This is a genomic window from Telmatobacter bradus (assembly GCF_048629425.1).
Lineage (GTDB): Bacteria > Acidobacteriota > Terriglobia > Terriglobales > Acidobacteriaceae > Telmatobacter > Telmatobacter bradus.
Genome location: NZ_CP184532.1, coordinates 443673 through 459855, shown reverse-complemented (window position 1 = coordinate 459855; position 16183 = coordinate 443673). Strand labels below are relative to the sequence as shown.

15 protein-coding genes and 2 pseudogenes are annotated in these 16183 nt (G+C 55.9%); 12 read left to right on the top strand and 5 right to left on the bottom strand.

Annotated elements, in window-relative coordinates:
- Positions 1–210: 210 nt before the first annotated feature.
- Complete coding sequence (locus tag ACOBR2_RS01985; RefSeq protein ID WP_420238395.1) at positions 211–2409, top strand: AAA family ATPase; 2199 nt, start codon at positions 211–213, stop codon at positions 2407–2409.
- Positions 2410–2422: 13 nt separating this feature from the next.
- On the opposite strand, the pseudogene ACOBR2_RS01980 reads toward ACOBR2_RS01985, so the two are convergent.
- Positions 2423–3174, bottom strand: a pseudogene (locus tag ACOBR2_RS01980) (IS5 family transposase).
- 95 nt (positions 3175–3269) lie between these two features.
- On the opposite strand from ACOBR2_RS01980, the pseudogene ACOBR2_RS01975 reads away from it, so the two are divergent.
- From ACOBR2_RS01975 to ACOBR2_RS01940, 8 genes and pseudogenes are all read left to right on the top strand, one after another.
- A pseudogene (locus tag ACOBR2_RS01975) lies at positions 3270–4043 on the top strand (IS5 family transposase).
- Between the two features lie 134 nt (positions 4044–4177).
- Entirely contained in the window at positions 4178–4570 is a 393-nt protein-coding gene (locus tag ACOBR2_RS01970) for a DUF2384 domain-containing protein (protein WP_420238394.1), read from the top strand.
- A 4-nt stretch (positions 4571–4574) separates the two neighbouring features.
- Positions 4575–5225: an RES family NAD+ phosphorylase gene (locus tag ACOBR2_RS01965; RefSeq protein WP_420238393.1), complete on the top strand. Its 651-nt coding sequence runs from the start codon at positions 4575–4577 to the stop codon at positions 5223–5225.
- 64 nt (positions 5226–5289) lie between these two features.
- On the top strand, positions 5290–5604 hold the full coding sequence (locus ACOBR2_RS01960; RefSeq protein ID WP_420238392.1) for a hypothetical protein: 315 nt from the start codon (positions 5290–5292) through the stop codon (positions 5602–5604).
- Between the two features lie 66 nt (positions 5605–5670).
- On the top strand, positions 5671–6747 hold the full coding sequence (locus ACOBR2_RS01955; protein WP_420238391.1) for a DUF6094 domain-containing protein: 1077 nt from the start codon (positions 5671–5673) through the stop codon (positions 6745–6747).
- Positions 6713–7378, top strand: a complete 666-nt coding sequence (locus tag ACOBR2_RS01950) for a hypothetical protein (protein ID WP_420238390.1) — start codon at positions 6713–6715, stop codon at positions 7376–7378. The genes ACOBR2_RS01955 and ACOBR2_RS01950 overlap by 35 nt, the downstream gene beginning before the upstream one ends.
- A gap of 394 nt (positions 7379–7772) precedes the next feature.
- A complete protein-coding gene (locus tag ACOBR2_RS01945; RefSeq protein ID WP_420238389.1) occupies positions 7773–8099 on the top strand; it encodes a Crp/Fnr family transcriptional regulator in 327 nt (108 codons plus the stop codon).
- Between the two features lies 1 nt (position 8100).
- Positions 8101–8526: a Crp/Fnr family transcriptional regulator gene (locus ACOBR2_RS01940; RefSeq protein WP_420238388.1), complete on the top strand. Its 426-nt coding sequence runs from the start codon at positions 8101–8103 to the stop codon at positions 8524–8526.
- Positions 8527–8588: 62 nt separating this feature from the next.
- On the opposite strand, the gene ACOBR2_RS01935 is transcribed toward ACOBR2_RS01940, so the two are convergent.
- The gene (locus tag ACOBR2_RS01935; protein WP_420238387.1) at positions 8589–8840 is read right to left on the bottom strand and encodes a hypothetical protein; all 252 of its coding nucleotides are present in this window, start codon (positions 8838–8840) and stop codon (positions 8589–8591) included.
- A 401-nt stretch (positions 8841–9241) separates the two neighbouring features.
- Here ACOBR2_RS01935 and ACOBR2_RS01930 point away from each other — a divergent pair, with 401 nt between their 5' ends.
- Positions 9242–10186: a DEAD/DEAH box helicase family protein gene (locus ACOBR2_RS01930; RefSeq protein WP_420238386.1), complete on the top strand. Its 945-nt coding sequence runs from the start codon at positions 9242–9244 to the stop codon at positions 10184–10186.
- Between the two features lie 50 nt (positions 10187–10236).
- On the opposite strand, the gene ACOBR2_RS01925 is transcribed toward ACOBR2_RS01930, so the two are convergent.
- The 3 genes from ACOBR2_RS01925 to ACOBR2_RS01915 are packed head-to-tail and all read right to left on the bottom strand — an operon-like array spanning position 10237 to position 13864.
- Positions 10237–11241 carry a tyrosine-type recombinase/integrase gene (locus ACOBR2_RS01925; RefSeq protein WP_420236856.1) on the bottom strand — a complete coding sequence of 335 codons (1005 nt, stop codon included), beginning with the start codon at positions 11239–11241 and terminating at the stop codon, positions 10237–10239.
- Positions 11232–12608 (bottom strand): tyrosine-type recombinase/integrase, encoded by a 1377-nt coding sequence (locus tag ACOBR2_RS01920; RefSeq protein ID WP_420236855.1) that lies wholly within the window; start codon positions 12606–12608, stop codon positions 11232–11234. The genes ACOBR2_RS01925 and ACOBR2_RS01920 overlap by 10 nt, the downstream gene beginning before the upstream one ends.
- Positions 12605–13864 carry a site-specific integrase gene (locus tag ACOBR2_RS01915; RefSeq protein ID WP_420236854.1) on the bottom strand — a complete coding sequence of 420 codons (1260 nt, stop codon included), beginning with the start codon at positions 13862–13864 and terminating at the stop codon, positions 12605–12607. The genes ACOBR2_RS01920 and ACOBR2_RS01915 overlap by 4 nt, the downstream gene beginning before the upstream one ends.
- A 189-nt stretch (positions 13865–14053) precedes the next feature.
- On the opposite strand from ACOBR2_RS01915, the gene ACOBR2_RS01910 reads away from it, so the two are divergent.
- Positions 14054–15460 (top strand): helicase-related protein, encoded by a 1407-nt coding sequence (locus tag ACOBR2_RS01910; RefSeq protein ID WP_420238385.1) that lies wholly within the window; start codon positions 14054–14056, stop codon positions 15458–15460.
- A gap of 161 nt (positions 15461–15621) precedes the next feature.
- Positions 15622–16149: a hypothetical protein gene (locus tag ACOBR2_RS01905; RefSeq protein WP_420238384.1), complete on the top strand. Its 528-nt coding sequence runs from the start codon at positions 15622–15624 to the stop codon at positions 16147–16149.
- Positions 16150–16183: the final 34 nt, after the last annotated feature.

The window sequence follows — 16183 nt, the reverse complement described above, 5'->3', positions numbered from 1 at the left end:
GCGCCTGCGTCTCGAATTCTGTCGGAGGCTGCTGCGGCCTTTGTGGCAATATCTCGGTTTGGCCGCTGGCTGAGTTCGTCCCACAACCGCCAACGAACCCTAGCCCCGCAGCCGTATCGGCTGGGAGGTCTGTTCCAAGCTTGTACGGTGGGTTGGCCAGGGCGGCGTAAGAGTGAACCATCGACAAACCCCGACAGTCCGGGAGGCACCATGACCATTTTGGCTGACGATATTGCGGTCATTTCGTCTTACAATGACGGTATTGTTGTGGAGACTTCCCCCATGACCACGGCATTGGAACAATACTGGGCAGCGCGCAAGCGAATCTGTGATGAGACTGTTGGCCAGTTGCAACAGTCCTCCGCGGATGTCGATGCCGAGCGTGCCTGGGACTATTTCTGCTCCTATCACACAACCTTTCTGCGCGAGTATTTGAAGCGCAGCGTGAACGATCTGGGCGCGCCCTTGCGCCGATTGTGGGGGTGGCACTTCGGACTCATTCGCGAAGCCCGACGCGCGTTCTTGAGAAACGCAAGAGTCGAGCTGTGGATGCCGTTTTCGCACAGCCCTTTGACTGCGGTTCGTGTTCCAGGCAAGACCGGTAAGTACGATGTGATCGATTGGCCGAGCGATGACGGAAAGGAATATGAGTTGGGCAAGCCCATCGTTGCTGTTCACTGGCGCAGCGATAACCTCTTCATAATTCTTCAGTCGGGCGCATACGTGAATTTCAAAACGTTCATCTACACGAAGAACGGTGTCTCCTGGAATATGCAGGAGGCGCCGCACAAAGCCTTCGCCCAACAGCTTGCCGGCTTTCAACCTCAGTTGCGATTTGCGGAGGAGAGATTCGCAGCTCTTCGTGCAAGCTGGAACAAGAAAGACCAGTTGACGCGCGCCACCGCGAGTTCACAGCGGATTGAAAAGGCGGCTGAGTCCTGGCGCCAGGTTCATATTCCCGAAGGCCAGAAGCTCGACATCCTGCGCAGGGCGGAACTGTTCGAGCGGAACGACCCCGCAGCCCCGCGCGGTCTGCTGTTGACTGGGCCTCCGGGTACTGGCAAGACTTTCGTCGCCCGCACGCTTCGAGAGATGATGAGCTGCGATTTTCAGATGCTTTCTCTGGCTGACCTGAAGCAGCAGACCGTGGGGGCAAGCGGCAAGCGCGTTCGCGAGGTTTGGGATCGGGCACGAAAACATCAGCCAGCGATCATCTTCATCGACGAGTGCGAAGGGATTCTTGGCCGCCGTGGCGCAGCCGAAACAGATACGTTTGCCACCGACATCGTCCACGCATTTCTGGCCGAGTGGGATGGCATCTGCGGGAATGCGCAGGTCTGGGTGATCGGAGCCACCAACCGGCGCGACATGCTCGATGACGCCATTCTCTCGCGATTCGGCTGGGAGATTGAGTTGCAACTCCCAGGAATGGAAGATCGGCGCCAGATACTTTCGCAGGAAGTCAAAGCATTGGGTCTTTCGGTAGAGGTGCCCCAGGAAGCAGCGGCGCTAACCCAGGGAATGAGTGGCCGGGATCTCAAGCAACTCGCGCAGTCCGTGCGTTCGGTTGCGTATCCCGCGGAACCCACGCAGGAGCATTTTCTGGATGCCATCGGCGCGGCGAGAAAGTCGCACAATACCAAGGTGGACTGCAAGGCCGGCTGGGAAACGCTGGTGCTCGACGATGCGATTCTTGACCGGCTCAAACTGGTCTGCGCACTGCTCCGCGACGCGGAGAAGTGGCTGGCGCAGGGAGTTTCGATTCCCCGGAGCCTTTTGTTGGCCGGTCCATCTGGCGTGGGCAAGACGCAGGTTGCCCGGACGCTCGCCAACGAAAGCGGGCTGACCTTTATTGCGGCCACTACGGCCGATGTGAAAGCCAACTACCTTGGCCAAAGCGGCAACCGGGTGAAACTGCTCTTTGAGCGCACGCGGTCCAGTGCGCCGGCGATCCTGTTTCTGGATGAGTTGGATGTCATTGCGCCTGACCGCGCGGCGACGGGCGGCAATGACCAGTTGACAGATGAGATCGTCGGCCAACTGCTTCAGGAGATGGACGGCATCAGCGCCCGTGACAGTCATGTCTTCCTTGTTGCAGCCAGCAATCACCTTGAGCGGATCGACGCCGCAGTTCGCAGCCGGTTTCAGGAGAAACTCGTTATTCCATTGCCGGGCCATCAAGCCCGCATCCGTCTGCTGGCGAATCTACTGACCGGAAAGAAGATCGGCTTTCCGTTGAACGACGGCGCCGTTCTACTGGCGGGCCAAACCAAGGATCAGGCATTGAGCGGCCGTGACCTTGAAGGCTGGGTCCAGGCTGCGGAGCAGAAAGCACTGCTACGGGCCTTGCGGGATGGCGGACTAGAGAACTTCGCCATCGGACTGGAGGACTTTGGGGGACAGTTCTAGGGCGTGTTGACGTTCACCGAGAGCGAATAACGGCAGCGGCGAGGTAGATCATGGCCTCGAAGCTTGAGTCAGTTTTGCATGCTCTCATGGCGATGCGTTTGAACTCTTTGAGTTTTTGGAAGAAGTTTTCAATCAAGTGTCGCCATTTGTACTTATCGGCGTCATACGTTGCAGGATTCAGACGCTTGGCTCTGGGTGGAATCACTGCTTCGATACCGCGCAGTTGCAACTTTGCACGCAGCCAGTCCGCATCGTAGGCTTTGTCACCAAGTAATGCGCCACAGTTGATTCCTTCCAGTAGCGCGTTCACGCCAGTTGTCTCTCCTCGCTGGCCGGGCATAAGGCGAAAGCGAACAAGATTACCCAGCGCATCAACCAGCGCTAGAATTTTGGTCGTCAATCCGCCTCGACTCTTGCCGATGGACTGTTTTTGGGTCCCCCTTTTGCCCCCTGTCCGTGACGATGCACACGAACAATGGTTCCATCCACCATCACATATTCAAAGTCGGTATCGTCAGAGAGAATTTGAAAGATACGCTCAAAAGCACCGCGCAAGACCCAGCGACGAAACCGCTTGAATACGGAATTCCAGCATCCGTACTCCTTGGGCAGATCGCGCCACGGTGAACCGGTACGGGCGATCCATAAAACCCCTTCGATGAACACACGCGCATCCCCGCCTGTTTGCCCGGGATCCTCGGCTTTGCCAAGACAATAAGGCGCTATCGCCTGCCACTGAGTATCTGTCAACTGCTTACGATTCATACGGATACTTCAAATTTATCGGAAAACACCAATTGAACGTCAACGCGCCCTAGGCAGTGTCGTCACGAGATTGGGTAATATGCGACACTGCTGATGTGAACAATCAACAGGCAGCCTATCACCGTCACGATTTGAGCGATCATGCATGGGAATTGCTTTCGTCCCATCTTCCGGGCCAAGCAGGCCAATGGGGCGGTCTTGCCAAGGACAATCGCAGGTTCCTCAATGGAGTTTTCTGGATATTGCGCACTGGATCTCCGTGGCGAGATCTGCCTCCTGACTATGGCGACTGGAAAAATACTCATCGTCGTTTCTGCCGCTGGCGCGACAAGGGCAGATGGGAGAAGCTTCTGGAGCAATTGGTTGATGATCCTGATTTTGAATGGCTCATGATTGACGCCAGCCACATCAAAGTCCATCCTCACGCTGCTGGTGCAGTGGGCGGCAATCAGCAAATGGGCAAAACAAAAGGGGGCTCAACACCAAACTACATCTGGCCGTGGATGCGCATGGTATGCCGATCCGAGTCCTTGTTACAGCGGGTACCGTTGCGGATTGTACCCAGGCTGAGGCTTTGATCGATGGGATTTCGGCCGAGCATCTGCTAGCCGACAAGGGGCTATGACAGTGACGCTATCGTCGAACAAGCCGAACGACAGGGTATGCAGGCGCAAATTCCCCCGCGCAGCAATCGCAAACAGCAACGCGACTACGACAAATACCTCTACAAACTGCGGCATTTGGTGGAAAACGCCTTTCGCGACCTCAAAGAATGGCGCGAAATAGCCACCCGCTACGCCAAACACGCTGACTCATACCTGGCCGCAGTACACATTCGATGCCTGATGTTATGGATTAAAATCTCGTGACGACACTGCCTAGATGCAGTGATCCGAATATTTTGCTAAATCCGTCATTAACACGGCACTTGGTCGTGATTTACGTGCAATTTATTCGGTATTATGCGATACTCACTGTGGGGACCATATTGAGGAGGTCTGTCATGGCGGCAACAGCATCGCAACCGAGGCCCGATCTTTTCGCACATCGAGAGGCCTTACGGCTTCCAGCAACGGCGGTCATCACGAAGCTGGTGGAGATCGTTGGGCGCAAGCTCACTGCCTATATCGGTGGCGTGAAGGATGCCCGTGCGGTGGATCGTTGGATTTCCGGCGGCGAAATCTACGGGGATGCCGAAGCGCGCCTCCGATTTGCCTTTCAGGTAGTGCGGACCTTGAGTGAGCATGATTCGCCGGCTGTGGTGCAGGCTTGGCTCACCGGAGTGAATCCAGAACTTGGCGACCGCGTTCCGCTGCGTCTGCTGCGCGAAAGTGAAATCGATGCCGTTGCGCCTGCAATCCTGAGTGCCGCACGAGCATTCCTTGCCGGAGCGTAAGCCGATGGAACTTGAAACTCGCCAACCCGATGGACTGGTTTATCGTCTTGGCCGCCGACCGGATGCCTGGCAGCCACCGAACTGGTTTCTGGCTCACAGCGATGGCACGTTCGGAAACAGATTTGACGATCCGGAGGGCTACTATCGAGTCCTCTATGCATCTTCGCAACGGCTGGGCTGCTTTGTCGAAACCCTTGCTCGCTTTCGTCCCGACCTTTCGCTGCTCGCTGAATTGGCAGCAATTGAGGGCGCTGACGACTTTCTCCCGCTCGGAACCCTGCCACGCGAATGGCTGGCCGTTCGGATGATGGGCAAAGCGAAGATCGAAGGTGCCTTCGCCGACATTTATGCTGCCTCGTGGGTGAGTCACCTGCGGAGATCTCTGGCAGCAGCGGCGCTTCGCCTTGGAGTGAAAGACATCGACCTGAGCACGCTGGAAAACGCCGAACCGCGGCGGCTTACACAACTTGCTTCACGGCAAGCCTACCGCTTGAATTTTGCGGGCATCTTCTATCGCTCTCGGTATGGCCACTCACTTGAGAACTGGGCGATCTTCGAGCCATTTCCATTGGAGAATGTCCAATCGGATGCACTGTTGGAAGATGACCCTGATCTCCAGGAAGCTCTCCGCATCCACGGTATTCGTCTCGCCTGAATTCTCTCCAAGGGAAATTTTTCGATTTGATCAAACGCTGATAGACTGCGAAGTTCCTGTCTAATTGGCTGATGCCTATCAGGCAGCAGCCTTCGCGGTTTTCTTCTTCGCCTTCGACAATGGTGCGGTGAAAGTCTTGGGCGGCCCGCTTCACTGCGGCCCGGCGCTTGATCTGCGCTTGACGGACGCGTTCGCGCACATCTGCGCTCATCGTCTTGCGCTGCTTCGCCTTCAGAATACTCGGAACGACGGTGGCCGCCGTCTTGGACGGCCTACTCGTCTTGCGATTGATTCCAGTCGTTCCCGCGGAACTCAAAAGTGCCGTCGCTTGCATGAGACGAGCAATCTCGGCATCGATTTCGGAAAGTTTGGCACCTGACCTTGCCATGCGGTGCCATTTTATGGTTCAAGTCACAAAAACAAAACCCGATAGAAAGGAGGCTCGATGGCCAGGAGTGTTGCAAAACTTAAGATGGGCTTCTACCCGCTCCCCAAGAGTGAAGGCAGCAATCTTCGTCAGCTTCTCAGCTATACAGGACCGGCGTCGGTGGTCGATCCCTGTGTTGGGCAAGGTGTGGCTCTCAACTTGATTACCCAAGGCGCCGATGTGCACCGTTACGGTGTGGAACTCGATGCCGAGCGGGCACTAGCCGCAAGCGCCACTGGGATCGAGACGATCCAGGGAAATACGTTTGACGCAATTGCCAAGCCGGAATCCTTTTCGCTGTTGTACCTGAATCCGCCGTACGACTCCGAGATCGGCTCGATAGGAAACAGCCGCATGGAGCGCCTATTTCTGGAACACACCTTCCGCTGGCTGGTGATGGAGGGCGTGCTGGTGCTTGTCATTCCGTTCGAGCGGTTGCATGAGTGCGCCGGGGTGCTCAGTTCGCACTTCGCACGGCTGAATATCTTTTGCATGACCGACGAAGAATCGGTCCGCTTCCGGCAGATCGCTGTGCTTGGAGTGCGCCGCAATGTGCGGGGCGCGGCCGTCGAGGAGGCGCGGCGACAGCTTCAACGCATCAGCCCGTATGGCAGTTTTCAGGCGTTGCCGGAACTGGCACCAGGTGCATGTGAGCCGTATCCCGTGCCTCCAACAGGCGAAGCTGCGCTGAGTTACCGTGGGCTGCCGTATGACCTGCTGGAAGACTTGCTGCCGCTGTCGGGTGCATGGAAGCAGACGTTGCCGTTTCTGATGCCACGCGAGGACGTGGCCACGGGGCGTCCGATCACGCCGCTGCATGGAGGCCATGTGGGGTTGCTCTGCACGGCGGGCCTGCTGAATGGTGTCTTCGGTCAGGGCGATGACCGGCACATTGCGCGATGGAGGTCGGTCAAGCATGTGACCACCTTCGTCGAAGAGGACGGCGATGAGCAGATCATCCATCACAGGGAGCGGTGGACGAATGAACTGCGGCTGGTTTATGCCGACGGAAGAACACTGAAGCTGACCGAGACGCCGGCAAAGCAGGAAGGAGAGGAAGATGCAGAATGCGCACCTGAGGCTCGGGTCGCTTGAGTATCACCGCATGACGGAGAAGACCTCGACGCGGATTCGACTGCGGGTGGATCGCTATGTGGGCGAAGACGAACAGGCGCATCTCATCAGCGTCTTTGGCAACGACTCCGACGTGGGCGCGATCACGGCGGCGGTGCACGAGAAAGCCACGTTCACGCTGACCTTCCCGGACGGCGAAGTGAAAGAGGTGTCGCTCGGCGAGCACGCCTCCTGCTACAAGGGAGCCGTGAGCTTACAGGACAGGAAGCATCCCGTGCGGCATCTGGTGGCTGTCTCCGAAGCACTGTACACCAATGGCGGCGTGGGGCGGACGATTCTGCTCGGATACCAGCGCGATCAGGCCTGGGCTACGCTGGTGAGCTTTCTTGGACTCCCCGCCGAGCCGTCGTGGTCCGAGCACGTTCTCGGCGTCGTCGAGGCGGAAGAACGCATCAAGCCACTCGACGGTATTGGCTGCCAACCGGTGCTGATCTCAGCGACAACCGAGGAAGTGCTTGGGTGGATCGGGGAAGGCTTGAAATCTCAAGCACTAAGCTTTCCCGACAGGAATGGCTCGATTTCGTGGCCGCACTTGTCCTGGCGGAATTCCTTGAATCCGATTCCAGAATCCGTCGCGCTGGTAATTCCGTAGTGCGCCAACGCTCAAGTGGCCCACGCATTTCATCCACTTGAAAGAGAACACTGAAAGAAGCACTTCCCGACCAAGAAGTGTTCCTTTGGCGGATTGCGCCTACCAACACTCGATGTAACTGTGACAAACAATATACTTCCGCGATGAGCAAAACGATACATACAACAGTTCGAGTTTCAGTCGATAATTGATAAGACCGTTCGGAGCCGCGCTCATAAGAGGCCAATTCTTGCTTGAATGTTCTGCCGTCTTCGTCATGTTTATCCCGAGACCGAATTGTGGGTGTTCATTTGCAGAAAATGCTCCACTATATCCTCGAATCTTGATCGGGGTGCCTCTTGGATAACTCGCCATAGCCCACTATTCGGTTCCAAGCCGCTTTGTGTGAGGCGCTATGCCTGTCATTGATACAGAACGATCGACCTTTGACGCCGCGGCCTTTCTCGCGAATGCCGGTCTGGGGCGGAAAATGGTGGAACTGAAGCCCAAGCAGACCTTTTTTACTCAGGGCGATCCAGCAGATGCTGTTTTCTATCTTCAAAAGGGCCGCGCAAAACTCACTGTAGTTTCTGCGGTTGGCAAAGAAGCTACGATAACGCTTCTTTCCAAAGGAGATTTTGTCGGGGAGGCGTCGCTTGCGGCAATCGCTGGACTGCACCTGGCTACCGCTACCGCAGTAGAACATTGCACAGTGCTCAGTGCTCAGGATCAGCAGGCATGAGATGATCCGCGTGATGCATGATGAACCCGTATTCGCCGATCTATTCTTCAAGTTCCTCTTGGAACGTAGTATGCGCACCCAAGCGGATCTTGTCGATCAACTCTTCAATTCCAGCGAAAAGCGTTTGGCAAGGATTCTTTTATTGATGGCTGAGTTTGGCAAGCCAGGCGACCGGGAAACCTTCATTCCTCCGGTCTCACAGGAAACTCTGGCGGAGATGATCGGCACAACACGGTCCCGCGTTAGTTATTTTATGAACCGGTTTCGCAAGCTTGGCTTCATCGACTACAACGGCCGCATTCAGGTACACAAGGCACTGCTCAATGTGGTTCTGCTCGACCAATTACCCGGCCATAACGCTCAGAAGCCTGTCACCCAGAATCCGCCATCTGCACGGAAGATAAAGTCGGCTTCGCGTCAGTCATGAAGGAACTCTGGCAGCGTCAATGATCTGATCTAGCGGCCTTCAAAGATAAGACGCCAATCTGGTTATCGGTAGAACGGCTGAATCAGCATCATTGCTTTTGCTGTAGCTGAGGCCAAAATAAATAGTGCAACTCGTATACTTGAAAACCGCTTTGGCACCGCGCCATCGCCACGCACTGATATCGCAGCCGATTCTCCATATCCGTTGGCAACTAAACTGAAACCACGAACAAAGACAAAACATCCGACAGCAGACGCTGCTAGAGTCAGCATGTTTTGCACGAGTTTGAGAAAATAGCGAGGAAGTTGGTTCATCTTGAGGTGACTCTACTCCAGCCGAGAAACAGCGTATGCGCATTCTTGCTCACTACAAGACAGGTAACTCGGATCAATGTACCAATAAGAGAAGAGGGGCGAAGGCAGTGTAGAAGGGGTGCTGCCCTCATGGGGATATAGCCATTTCATCTGGCATCACTGCCCTCGCATTTGGTGTGAGCACCTGAATATATATTGCAGTTTCGACATCATACAAGCCGAGCACTTTTGCTCACAGGGCGAGGGGGGATGGTCGATCGGGCTAGGTTGTAATCGTCATGTATGACAACAATCGACTGACAAACTGTGGCCGGAATTCAATCAATGTTGCTACGAAACAATCACCTGCCTTGGATAATCCTCTCACAAAATCAGTCAAACACATCCCACGAGGTATCTCGATGGAAACGGACGTTTACGGCTATCTCCGCACCCATGCGGCCGAACTTGGTTCGCGGATTCTCGAAACCTATCCTCCGCTTCAAGGCACGAAAGACCCTGTTGCGCCGCGCATTGCAACGCTTCTGCGCAAGGCGCTGCCTGCTCAGGCACTGGCCATCACTGGCACTGCGAAATACCTACGCAAAGCCAAGGCGGCGCGAATTGTGGCCGAGTGTGGGGCCGGCAAAACCTATATGGCGCTGGGCACGATCTATGTACTGGCGGAGGGGCGGCCAAGTACAACACTGGTGATGTGCCCCTCGCACATCACGCACAAGTGGGCACGTGAAGCTCTGCTGACTGTGCCGCGCGCCAGAACCTTTCTGATCGAGGATATGCGCAACGGCGGCGATCCCAAGAAGCCGCACGGCATCTGCGAAGTCAAGCTGCGCAAGGGCAAGATCGTGTACGAGGGGTTGCGCCTGTCGCTCGCCGAGTTGCGGCGCATGGGCCGCAAGGAATGGCAGAGGCGTTGCTCTGGCCCAGCCTTCTTCATCACCGGCAAGGACAAGGGGAAGCAGGGCTACTACTGGGAACACGTCTACATCAAGGCAAAGTCCGGTCCGAATCTGGGCGGCATCGTCAATCCCGACACCGGCGCTGCAATCCTGGACTCGGAGCGGCAGAAACTCACCCACCTCGACTTCGTCGACAAGATCAAGCTCTTTGAATTGCTGACTCTGCCACAAGGGGGAACGACGCGCTATTCGGCACTGTGGCAGGCTGATCGCGAGCGCATTCAGCGGATGGCTCCGATTGAGTACATCGGCCGGTATATGGGCGGTTGGTTCGACTTTGCCATCGCGGATGAGTTGCACCAGTTGGCCGGCTTATCCGCAGGATCGAATAATGGGGAGGAACGCGGGCGCGTGGAGCTTCAGGCACTTCAAAGACAGTGTTTATGAGTCTCTTGATCCGCGTCTTCCTCCGCATTATTTGTTGCCTGTACGGCATGCTAAGTTGAGAGTGAGTCTAGCCAGGCCAAGAGATCCTGGTCGCGCTTCCAGCGAGGCGGCTTGTCCGGGCGAACCGCCACTTTTTCAAGCGCCTTCCGCTTTGTTTCCAAATTGGATTGGGCGTAATGGCTTGTCGTATCCAGTTGGGCGTGTCCGAGCACGTCACGGACTACGGTGATGTCGACTCCTGAAGCCAGGAGGTGGCAAGCCGTCGAATGCCGGAATAGGTGCGGTGAAACGCGCTTTGAGCTTAAAGAGGGTGTTTGCTTTGCGGCTGCTATCACATAGTTGCGCAGCTTGTAACGGACTCCGGAAGCCCCAAGCGGGTCGCCATAGCGATTCACGAAGATCCGCTCTTGCTTGCCTCGGGGCTGGCGGATGAGCAATGCCTTCAATAGGGCCACCGTTTCGGGCCAGAGGGGACAGTACCGTTCTTTCTGCCCTTTGCCAATGATGCGAACGCGGGCGGGCGGTTCAAATCGAATTTCCTGGGGGCACAAGTTAAGCACCTCCTGAATGCGGGCGCCTGTGTTGTACAGTAGAGCCAACAGTGCATGATCGCGCTGGCCCTCCAGAGTTTTTCGATTCGGCTGTGCCAGGATTGCTTCGATTTCCTCAACCTCCATGGACCGTATCGAACGAACTGGCGCCCGTTTTGTCGGAACTCCAAGGATTTCTGCGCACTGCGCCGCGAGCAGAGGCTCGCGGCTGGTCACGAATGAAAAGAAGCTTCGCAGTGCCGCAAGCCGACAGTTGCGCGTACCGATGGAGACTTTCCGACCCTTCTCACAATGATCCAGAAAGGCGAGCACTTCCTTCGCTGTGATTTGCTCTATTGTGAGCTTGGCGACCGTTTGCTGGCGCTGCTCTGCAACGAAGCGCAAAAACAGTCGCCATGTGTCCCGGTAGGAAATCACCGTGTGCGGAGAAGTTCCGCGTTGCTGGATCAGCCAATTCTGGAAGAAACCATGCAGCAATTGCGGTAAGGTGGCGGTCACTTGCATGTATCACCTCCTGCTTTCGCCTGGATGACGTGTGCGCCGAACGAACGGAACCGCTCACTGGCGTGCTGCAGTAGTTCTTGCGTGATTGTTATGTACACCAGGGTCGAGTGGATGTCTTTGTGTCCCAGGTAAGTGACCAAATACGGGAGCCGTTCCTGCGCGTTGACACCTTCCCTATACCAAGTCAAAATGCGACCGACCACAAATGAATGGCGCAGGTCATGAATACGCGGTCCAGCAGTACCGGGATCAGGCTTCAAACCCGCACGTCGAATGATCTTTACCAGCAAGGCGCGGATTGTGTAGTAACGATATTCTTTTGCTGCCCGGCGTTGCCAAAACAATGGCGCCGACGGATCATCGAGTGCGCCTTCCAGACGCCGTGCTTTCAGATAATCGTCCAGCGCAGCGCTCACTGAATTTGTAACCGGCAATCGCCGCGACTTGAAGAACTTCGTTTCGCGGATTTCGATCGTTTTGTCTGCAAGATCGATATCTCCAACCTTCAGGCGAACGATCTCACCGATGCGAAGCCCAACGCAGTAACCCAGCACGATCATCGTGTACAGCATCAGAGGCCGCCCCGGAGCCTCTGGCGAGGGAAACGACAGCGCAGTCTTCAGCAGAAGTGATACATCCGACTTGGAATAGATATACGGCTTGCGCTGATTCCGTCGGACCTGCCTGTTCAAGCGCGGATCCACTGGCGGGATGGCAACTGTTGGGTCTATGCGTTGCAATGCCCTCGCGAGTATTCTTCCCGTTTGTTCACACTCGAGCAAGTGCTGCGAGGTGGGATTCCACTTGCCCCACGCTTCGGTAAGGATGGAGATCGGTTGTCCGGCAAGATCGGCGCGTTCCTGCAGAAACCGGTCGAGTCGAAGCAGTTGCTTCTCCTGAGTGCAGTAACGGTAACCCAAAGATCGTTTGAGAGAAACGTAATTCTGCATTACGGGTCCAAGATGACTGGCAAAAGCCGATACTGGCCTGAGAGTATTCAGAGCCTCGGCGCAGTCGGGACTCAATAAAGCCCGAACAATCTGGGCTGTGTCGCTAATGCCAACCTCTTTTCGCAAATCCTCAAACGGATTTGAGGCAATCAGTTCGTGGTTGGCGAGCCAGTCGAGAAAACGATTGATTGGCCACACCCGGTGCATGATCGTGTGTGTCGAAGAAAAGCTCGACCGGTGACGAAGCCACTTTTCCAATATCTGTCGAGAGACACACAGCTCAGGCGAGTGATCTAATACAAACTGCCGGAACTCTTCCAGCATGGGTTGGTATGTCTTTATGCTGGCGGGACGCAACCTGGTGTTCCGGAAGTATTGGAGAATGCTTGCATCGTTTGTATCGGGCCATTTCATCATGGGATCACCTCCACAGGTATCTCAAGTCCGATGGCCCGCAGCTCTGGTGTCGCAAGCTTCAGATAGATGGCTGTTGAATCAGGAGACCGGTGTCCCAGCACATCGCCGATCGTCTTCATGGTTACTCCCGCATTGAGTAAACCGACTGCCCGAGCATGACGAAACGCATGGGGGCCATGCTTGCGTTTCAGGATGACCTCCGCTTTCTGCAATCGGTGCTCAACCATGTGATAGAGGCTCGACCCTGCCCGGAGCGATTGAAATGGAGCGCGGACGCGCAGGAATACCTCGCGCGCCTTCGTTTGTGGTCTGCCATTGCGCAGGTATGCCAAGATGGCTTCGCCAACAGGAGCAAGCAACGGCAGAAAAGACTCACACCTTGTTTTCGAATGCCGAACACGCAGTCGCTCCTTGCGCCAATCAATGTCGTCCAAGCGCAAGGCCGTCACCTCGCCGGCTCGCAGCCCATAGGTTGCGAGCAAAAGAAGAATCGCTTGGTCACGTAGTCCTTTTGGAGTATGATCCATCTTCACCGATTGCAGCACCGCATCGACGTGGTCGGCGCGCAGCGCTGGAGGGATACTTTCAAACGCATATCGCTGCGGACTGACAACTGTCCCAGAGAGATCCTGTTGAATCAGTCCCTGGATTTGGAGATAGCGCAGGAATCCACGCAGACACAGCGCCAGCTTTTGACGAGTGGCCCTCCGTAGTTGCGGAGCACGCTGCGTCAGGTAATGATCGAGGTCGGCAACGGTGATCTGGGCAAGGAGCAATTCATCTCCGCCTCTCTCACCCAGCGATTCAAGAAGCCGGTAAGCCTCTGCTTTACGGTTTGGAATGGTCGTAACCGCCAAGCCGCGAACGTCTGACAGCCACTGCGCATATGCATTGCAGAGATCCCGGCGGAATGTTTCTTGTGGACTCGCTGGCACTGTAGTCGGCGGCCACTTCCCTTGAGCCAATCGCATAACAATGTGCACGCCGCTGGTATAGCCCCAGCGCCAACTTCTCATATCGCACGGCGCATGACCATGACGTTTTCGGTAAAGGTTTAACTTGAAGGCCAGGAACGCTGGTTCGTGCGCGCCTGTAGCGCTGGCAACATCGACGCGCTCCTTGGCTAGATAGAGCAGGAATCCGCGTGCTGCTGCCATGCGTTTTTCTGTAGCTGACAGGCTGTATCCAGAGACCTTCAAATGGTATGCGAGTTGTACGATCAACGGATCATTGATCGTACGTTCTTCAGTTGACATGTGTGCACCTCCTTTGGTGACCAGCCAAAGATCGCACACCCTGTGATTATTATGGGCAGGAAGTTTCCACCGAATGCTGCCAGACAGGCTCGCTGAAGCGTTCCTCCCCATTATTCGATCCTGCGGATAACCCGGCTAATCGTCAGCTGACGATTAGCCGGCGACACGGCGCAAGGCAATGGCCTTGGTGTGCTTGGACGTGCTGCAAAGAGGCTGATCGCTCTTACCGGCACTTTGATGGGCGGCTATGCGGACGATCTGTTCAACATCTTTTACCGCATGGAACCGCGCACCATGGCCGGCGAAGGCTTTGCCTACGGCGGTCAGGGCAGGCGCGACTTTCAGCAGCAATACGGTGTACTTGAAACCATCGAGAAGGTGCGGGAGATAGACAACGCCTGCTCGCGAGCGACGAAGAAGACGATCCAGGTGCTGAAGAAGCCCGGTGCCTCGCCGCTGCTGTTCGGCAAGTTTCTGATGAACACGACGGCATTTCTTTCGCTCGAAGATATTGCGGACAACCTGCCGCGATACGACGAGAGTGTGCTATCGGTTGAGATGGACTCGGAGCTTGCCAAAGCCTACGAAGAACTCGAAGAGGACATCCGGGCTGCGATCCGAGCGCATCGCGGCAACAAGAGCCTGATGAGCATACTGCTCAATACGTTGCTGCTCTATCCCGACCATCCTTACGGCTTTGAAGACATTTGGGCGCGGGCCTTTGACCCGGAGACCAAAGAGTATGTGAAGTTCCTGGTGACGACGCCTCAGAACTTGAAGGAGGACTGCCTCTACGCGAAAGAACGCGCGCTCATCGCCGACGTGCGTGAGGAACTCAGGCAGGGGCGGCGCTGCCAGGTCTATGCGACTTACACGGGTGAGAAGGATGTTACGCTGCGGCTGGAGTCTGTGCTCAGGCAGGCAGGATTCCGGGTTGCCGTGTTGCGCTCTTCGGTTTCCACAGACAAGCGCGAAGATTGGTACGAGCGGCAACTGAAAGGCGGAGTTGAAGTCGTGATCTGCCACCCGAAACTGGTGGAGACTGGCCTCGACCTGTTAGCCTTTTCGACACTCTATTTCTACGAGACCGGCTACTCGCTGCATACGTTGCGTCAGGCGAGCCGCCGCTCCTGGCGCATTGGCCAGCGGCACGCGGTGCGCGTGAAGTTCGTCACTTATACGGGCACGATGCAAGAGACCTGCCTCCGATTGATGGGCAAGAAAATGCTCGTCGCGCTGATGATGGAGGGCAAGTTCTCTGGTGAAGGTCTGCAATCACTCGACACTGACGAAGACCTGATGAGCGCCATGGCGCGCGAGTTGGTCGAGAAGGCCGGAGTTGGGGAAACAGCAGACGCCGCATGGCGCGAGTTAGAAAGAGAACGGGAGCGGGTGCTGCCACAGCCGCCTGCGTTGAAGGCAGTGGAAGACGACAATCCTGTCTTGGATTTGCCAGTCACCGAACCGGTAGGTCCAGCATCCGAACGCGCTGGCATTCATCTTGTTGAATCTCAAGCGGGCGTGAAGGTGCGCAAGAAGCCCTCGCCTTGGTCCACGGACACAGGGCAGGCCGTGCAGCTCAGCCTCTTCGGCTGAGGTTGTCTCCCTGGATCAAAAGACTTCCCAATGGCTGCGAACGGTGGTAGCGTATCCAATGGGAGAATCGTTCCAGCGATACCGGCGTCAGCCGGTGCGCAATCAAAGGCAACAGAGAGGGCCGGCGAAAGCTGGCCCTCTCTGTTGCATGGAGACTCTCCATGCCGAAAGGACCGTTTCATCCCTCTGAGTTTGTGCCCACGAAGTTTTCATCGGCTCAGGACAAAGCTGATTTTGGCAACGCCTTCTTGCACTTCATCGAATCAGAGTGGGCGCGCACAGCATTTTCCAAGAGCTTCTATAACCGCCTTTCAATGTGCTTTGGCAATAGTGCGCACTACAACTTGGCAACGTTCTATGACACTTGGTTTGCATCCGATACTGACCGGCTTGAATTTCTTCGTCACTCGCTTCAATGGCCGTGCTGGGGCGATCCAGAATACATGTTTTGCGACGTTGAGCGCGCGATTCAGCAGGAGATTCGCAAACGCAACTATCTTGCTCGCTATGAACTCCGCGCTGCCGAGGCTGTGCGTTCCGGCGAAATCGAGACGCTCAGGATGCTTGAAGCGAAGTATCGAGCGGTTGTTCACGTAACACCAGATGAGGACTTGGCACGACAGGTTTCACCAGCATCCACGCAGGAAATCGCAATCACGAGGACGCCACTACAGGGCAGTCTCTTTTGATCACAACTTTGGTTCAACCTGAACCTGCAAACAA

Excerpts from the sequence above, each read along its gene's own strand:
- ACOBR2_RS01905 (WP_420238384.1), top strand. The coding sequence starts at position 15,622 with ATGCCGAAAGGACCGTTTCATCCCTCTGAGTTTGTGCCCACGAAGTTT.
- ACOBR2_RS01930 (WP_420238386.1), top strand. The coding sequence starts at position 9,242 with ATGGAAACGGACGTTTACGGCTATCTCCGCACCCATGCGGCCGAACTT.
- ACOBR2_RS01925 (WP_420236856.1), bottom strand. The coding sequence starts at position 11,241 with ATGCAAGTGACCGCCACCTTACCGCAATTGCTGCATGGTTTCTTCCAG.
- ACOBR2_RS01940 (WP_420238388.1), top strand. The coding sequence starts at position 8,101 with ATGATCCGCGTGATGCATGATGAACCCGTATTCGCCGATCTATTCTTC.
- ACOBR2_RS01965 (WP_420238393.1), top strand. The coding sequence starts at position 4,575 with ATGGAACTTGAAACTCGCCAACCCGATGGACTGGTTTATCGTCTTGGC.
- ACOBR2_RS01950 (WP_420238390.1), top strand. The coding sequence starts at position 6,713 with ATGCAGAATGCGCACCTGAGGCTCGGGTCGCTTGAGTATCACCGCATG.
- ACOBR2_RS01915 (WP_420236854.1), bottom strand. The coding sequence starts at position 13,864 with ATGTCAACTGAAGAACGTACGATCAATGATCCGTTGATCGTACAACTC.
- ACOBR2_RS01945 (WP_420238389.1), top strand. The coding sequence starts at position 7,773 with ATGCCTGTCATTGATACAGAACGATCGACCTTTGACGCCGCGGCCTTT.
- ACOBR2_RS01955 (WP_420238391.1), top strand. The coding sequence starts at position 5,671 with ATGGCCAGGAGTGTTGCAAAACTTAAGATGGGCTTCTACCCGCTCCCC.
- ACOBR2_RS01970 (WP_420238394.1), top strand. The coding sequence starts at position 4,178 with ATGGCGGCAACAGCATCGCAACCGAGGCCCGATCTTTTCGCACATCGA.
- ACOBR2_RS01985 (WP_420238395.1), top strand. The coding sequence starts at position 211 with ATGACCATTTTGGCTGACGATATTGCGGTCATTTCGTCTTACAATGAC.
- ACOBR2_RS01935 (WP_420238387.1), bottom strand. The coding sequence starts at position 8,840 with ATGAACCAACTTCCTCGCTATTTTCTCAAACTCGTGCAAAACATGCTG.
- ACOBR2_RS01920 (WP_420236855.1), bottom strand. The coding sequence starts at position 12,608 with ATGATGAAATGGCCCGATACAAACGATGCAAGCATTCTCCAATACTTC.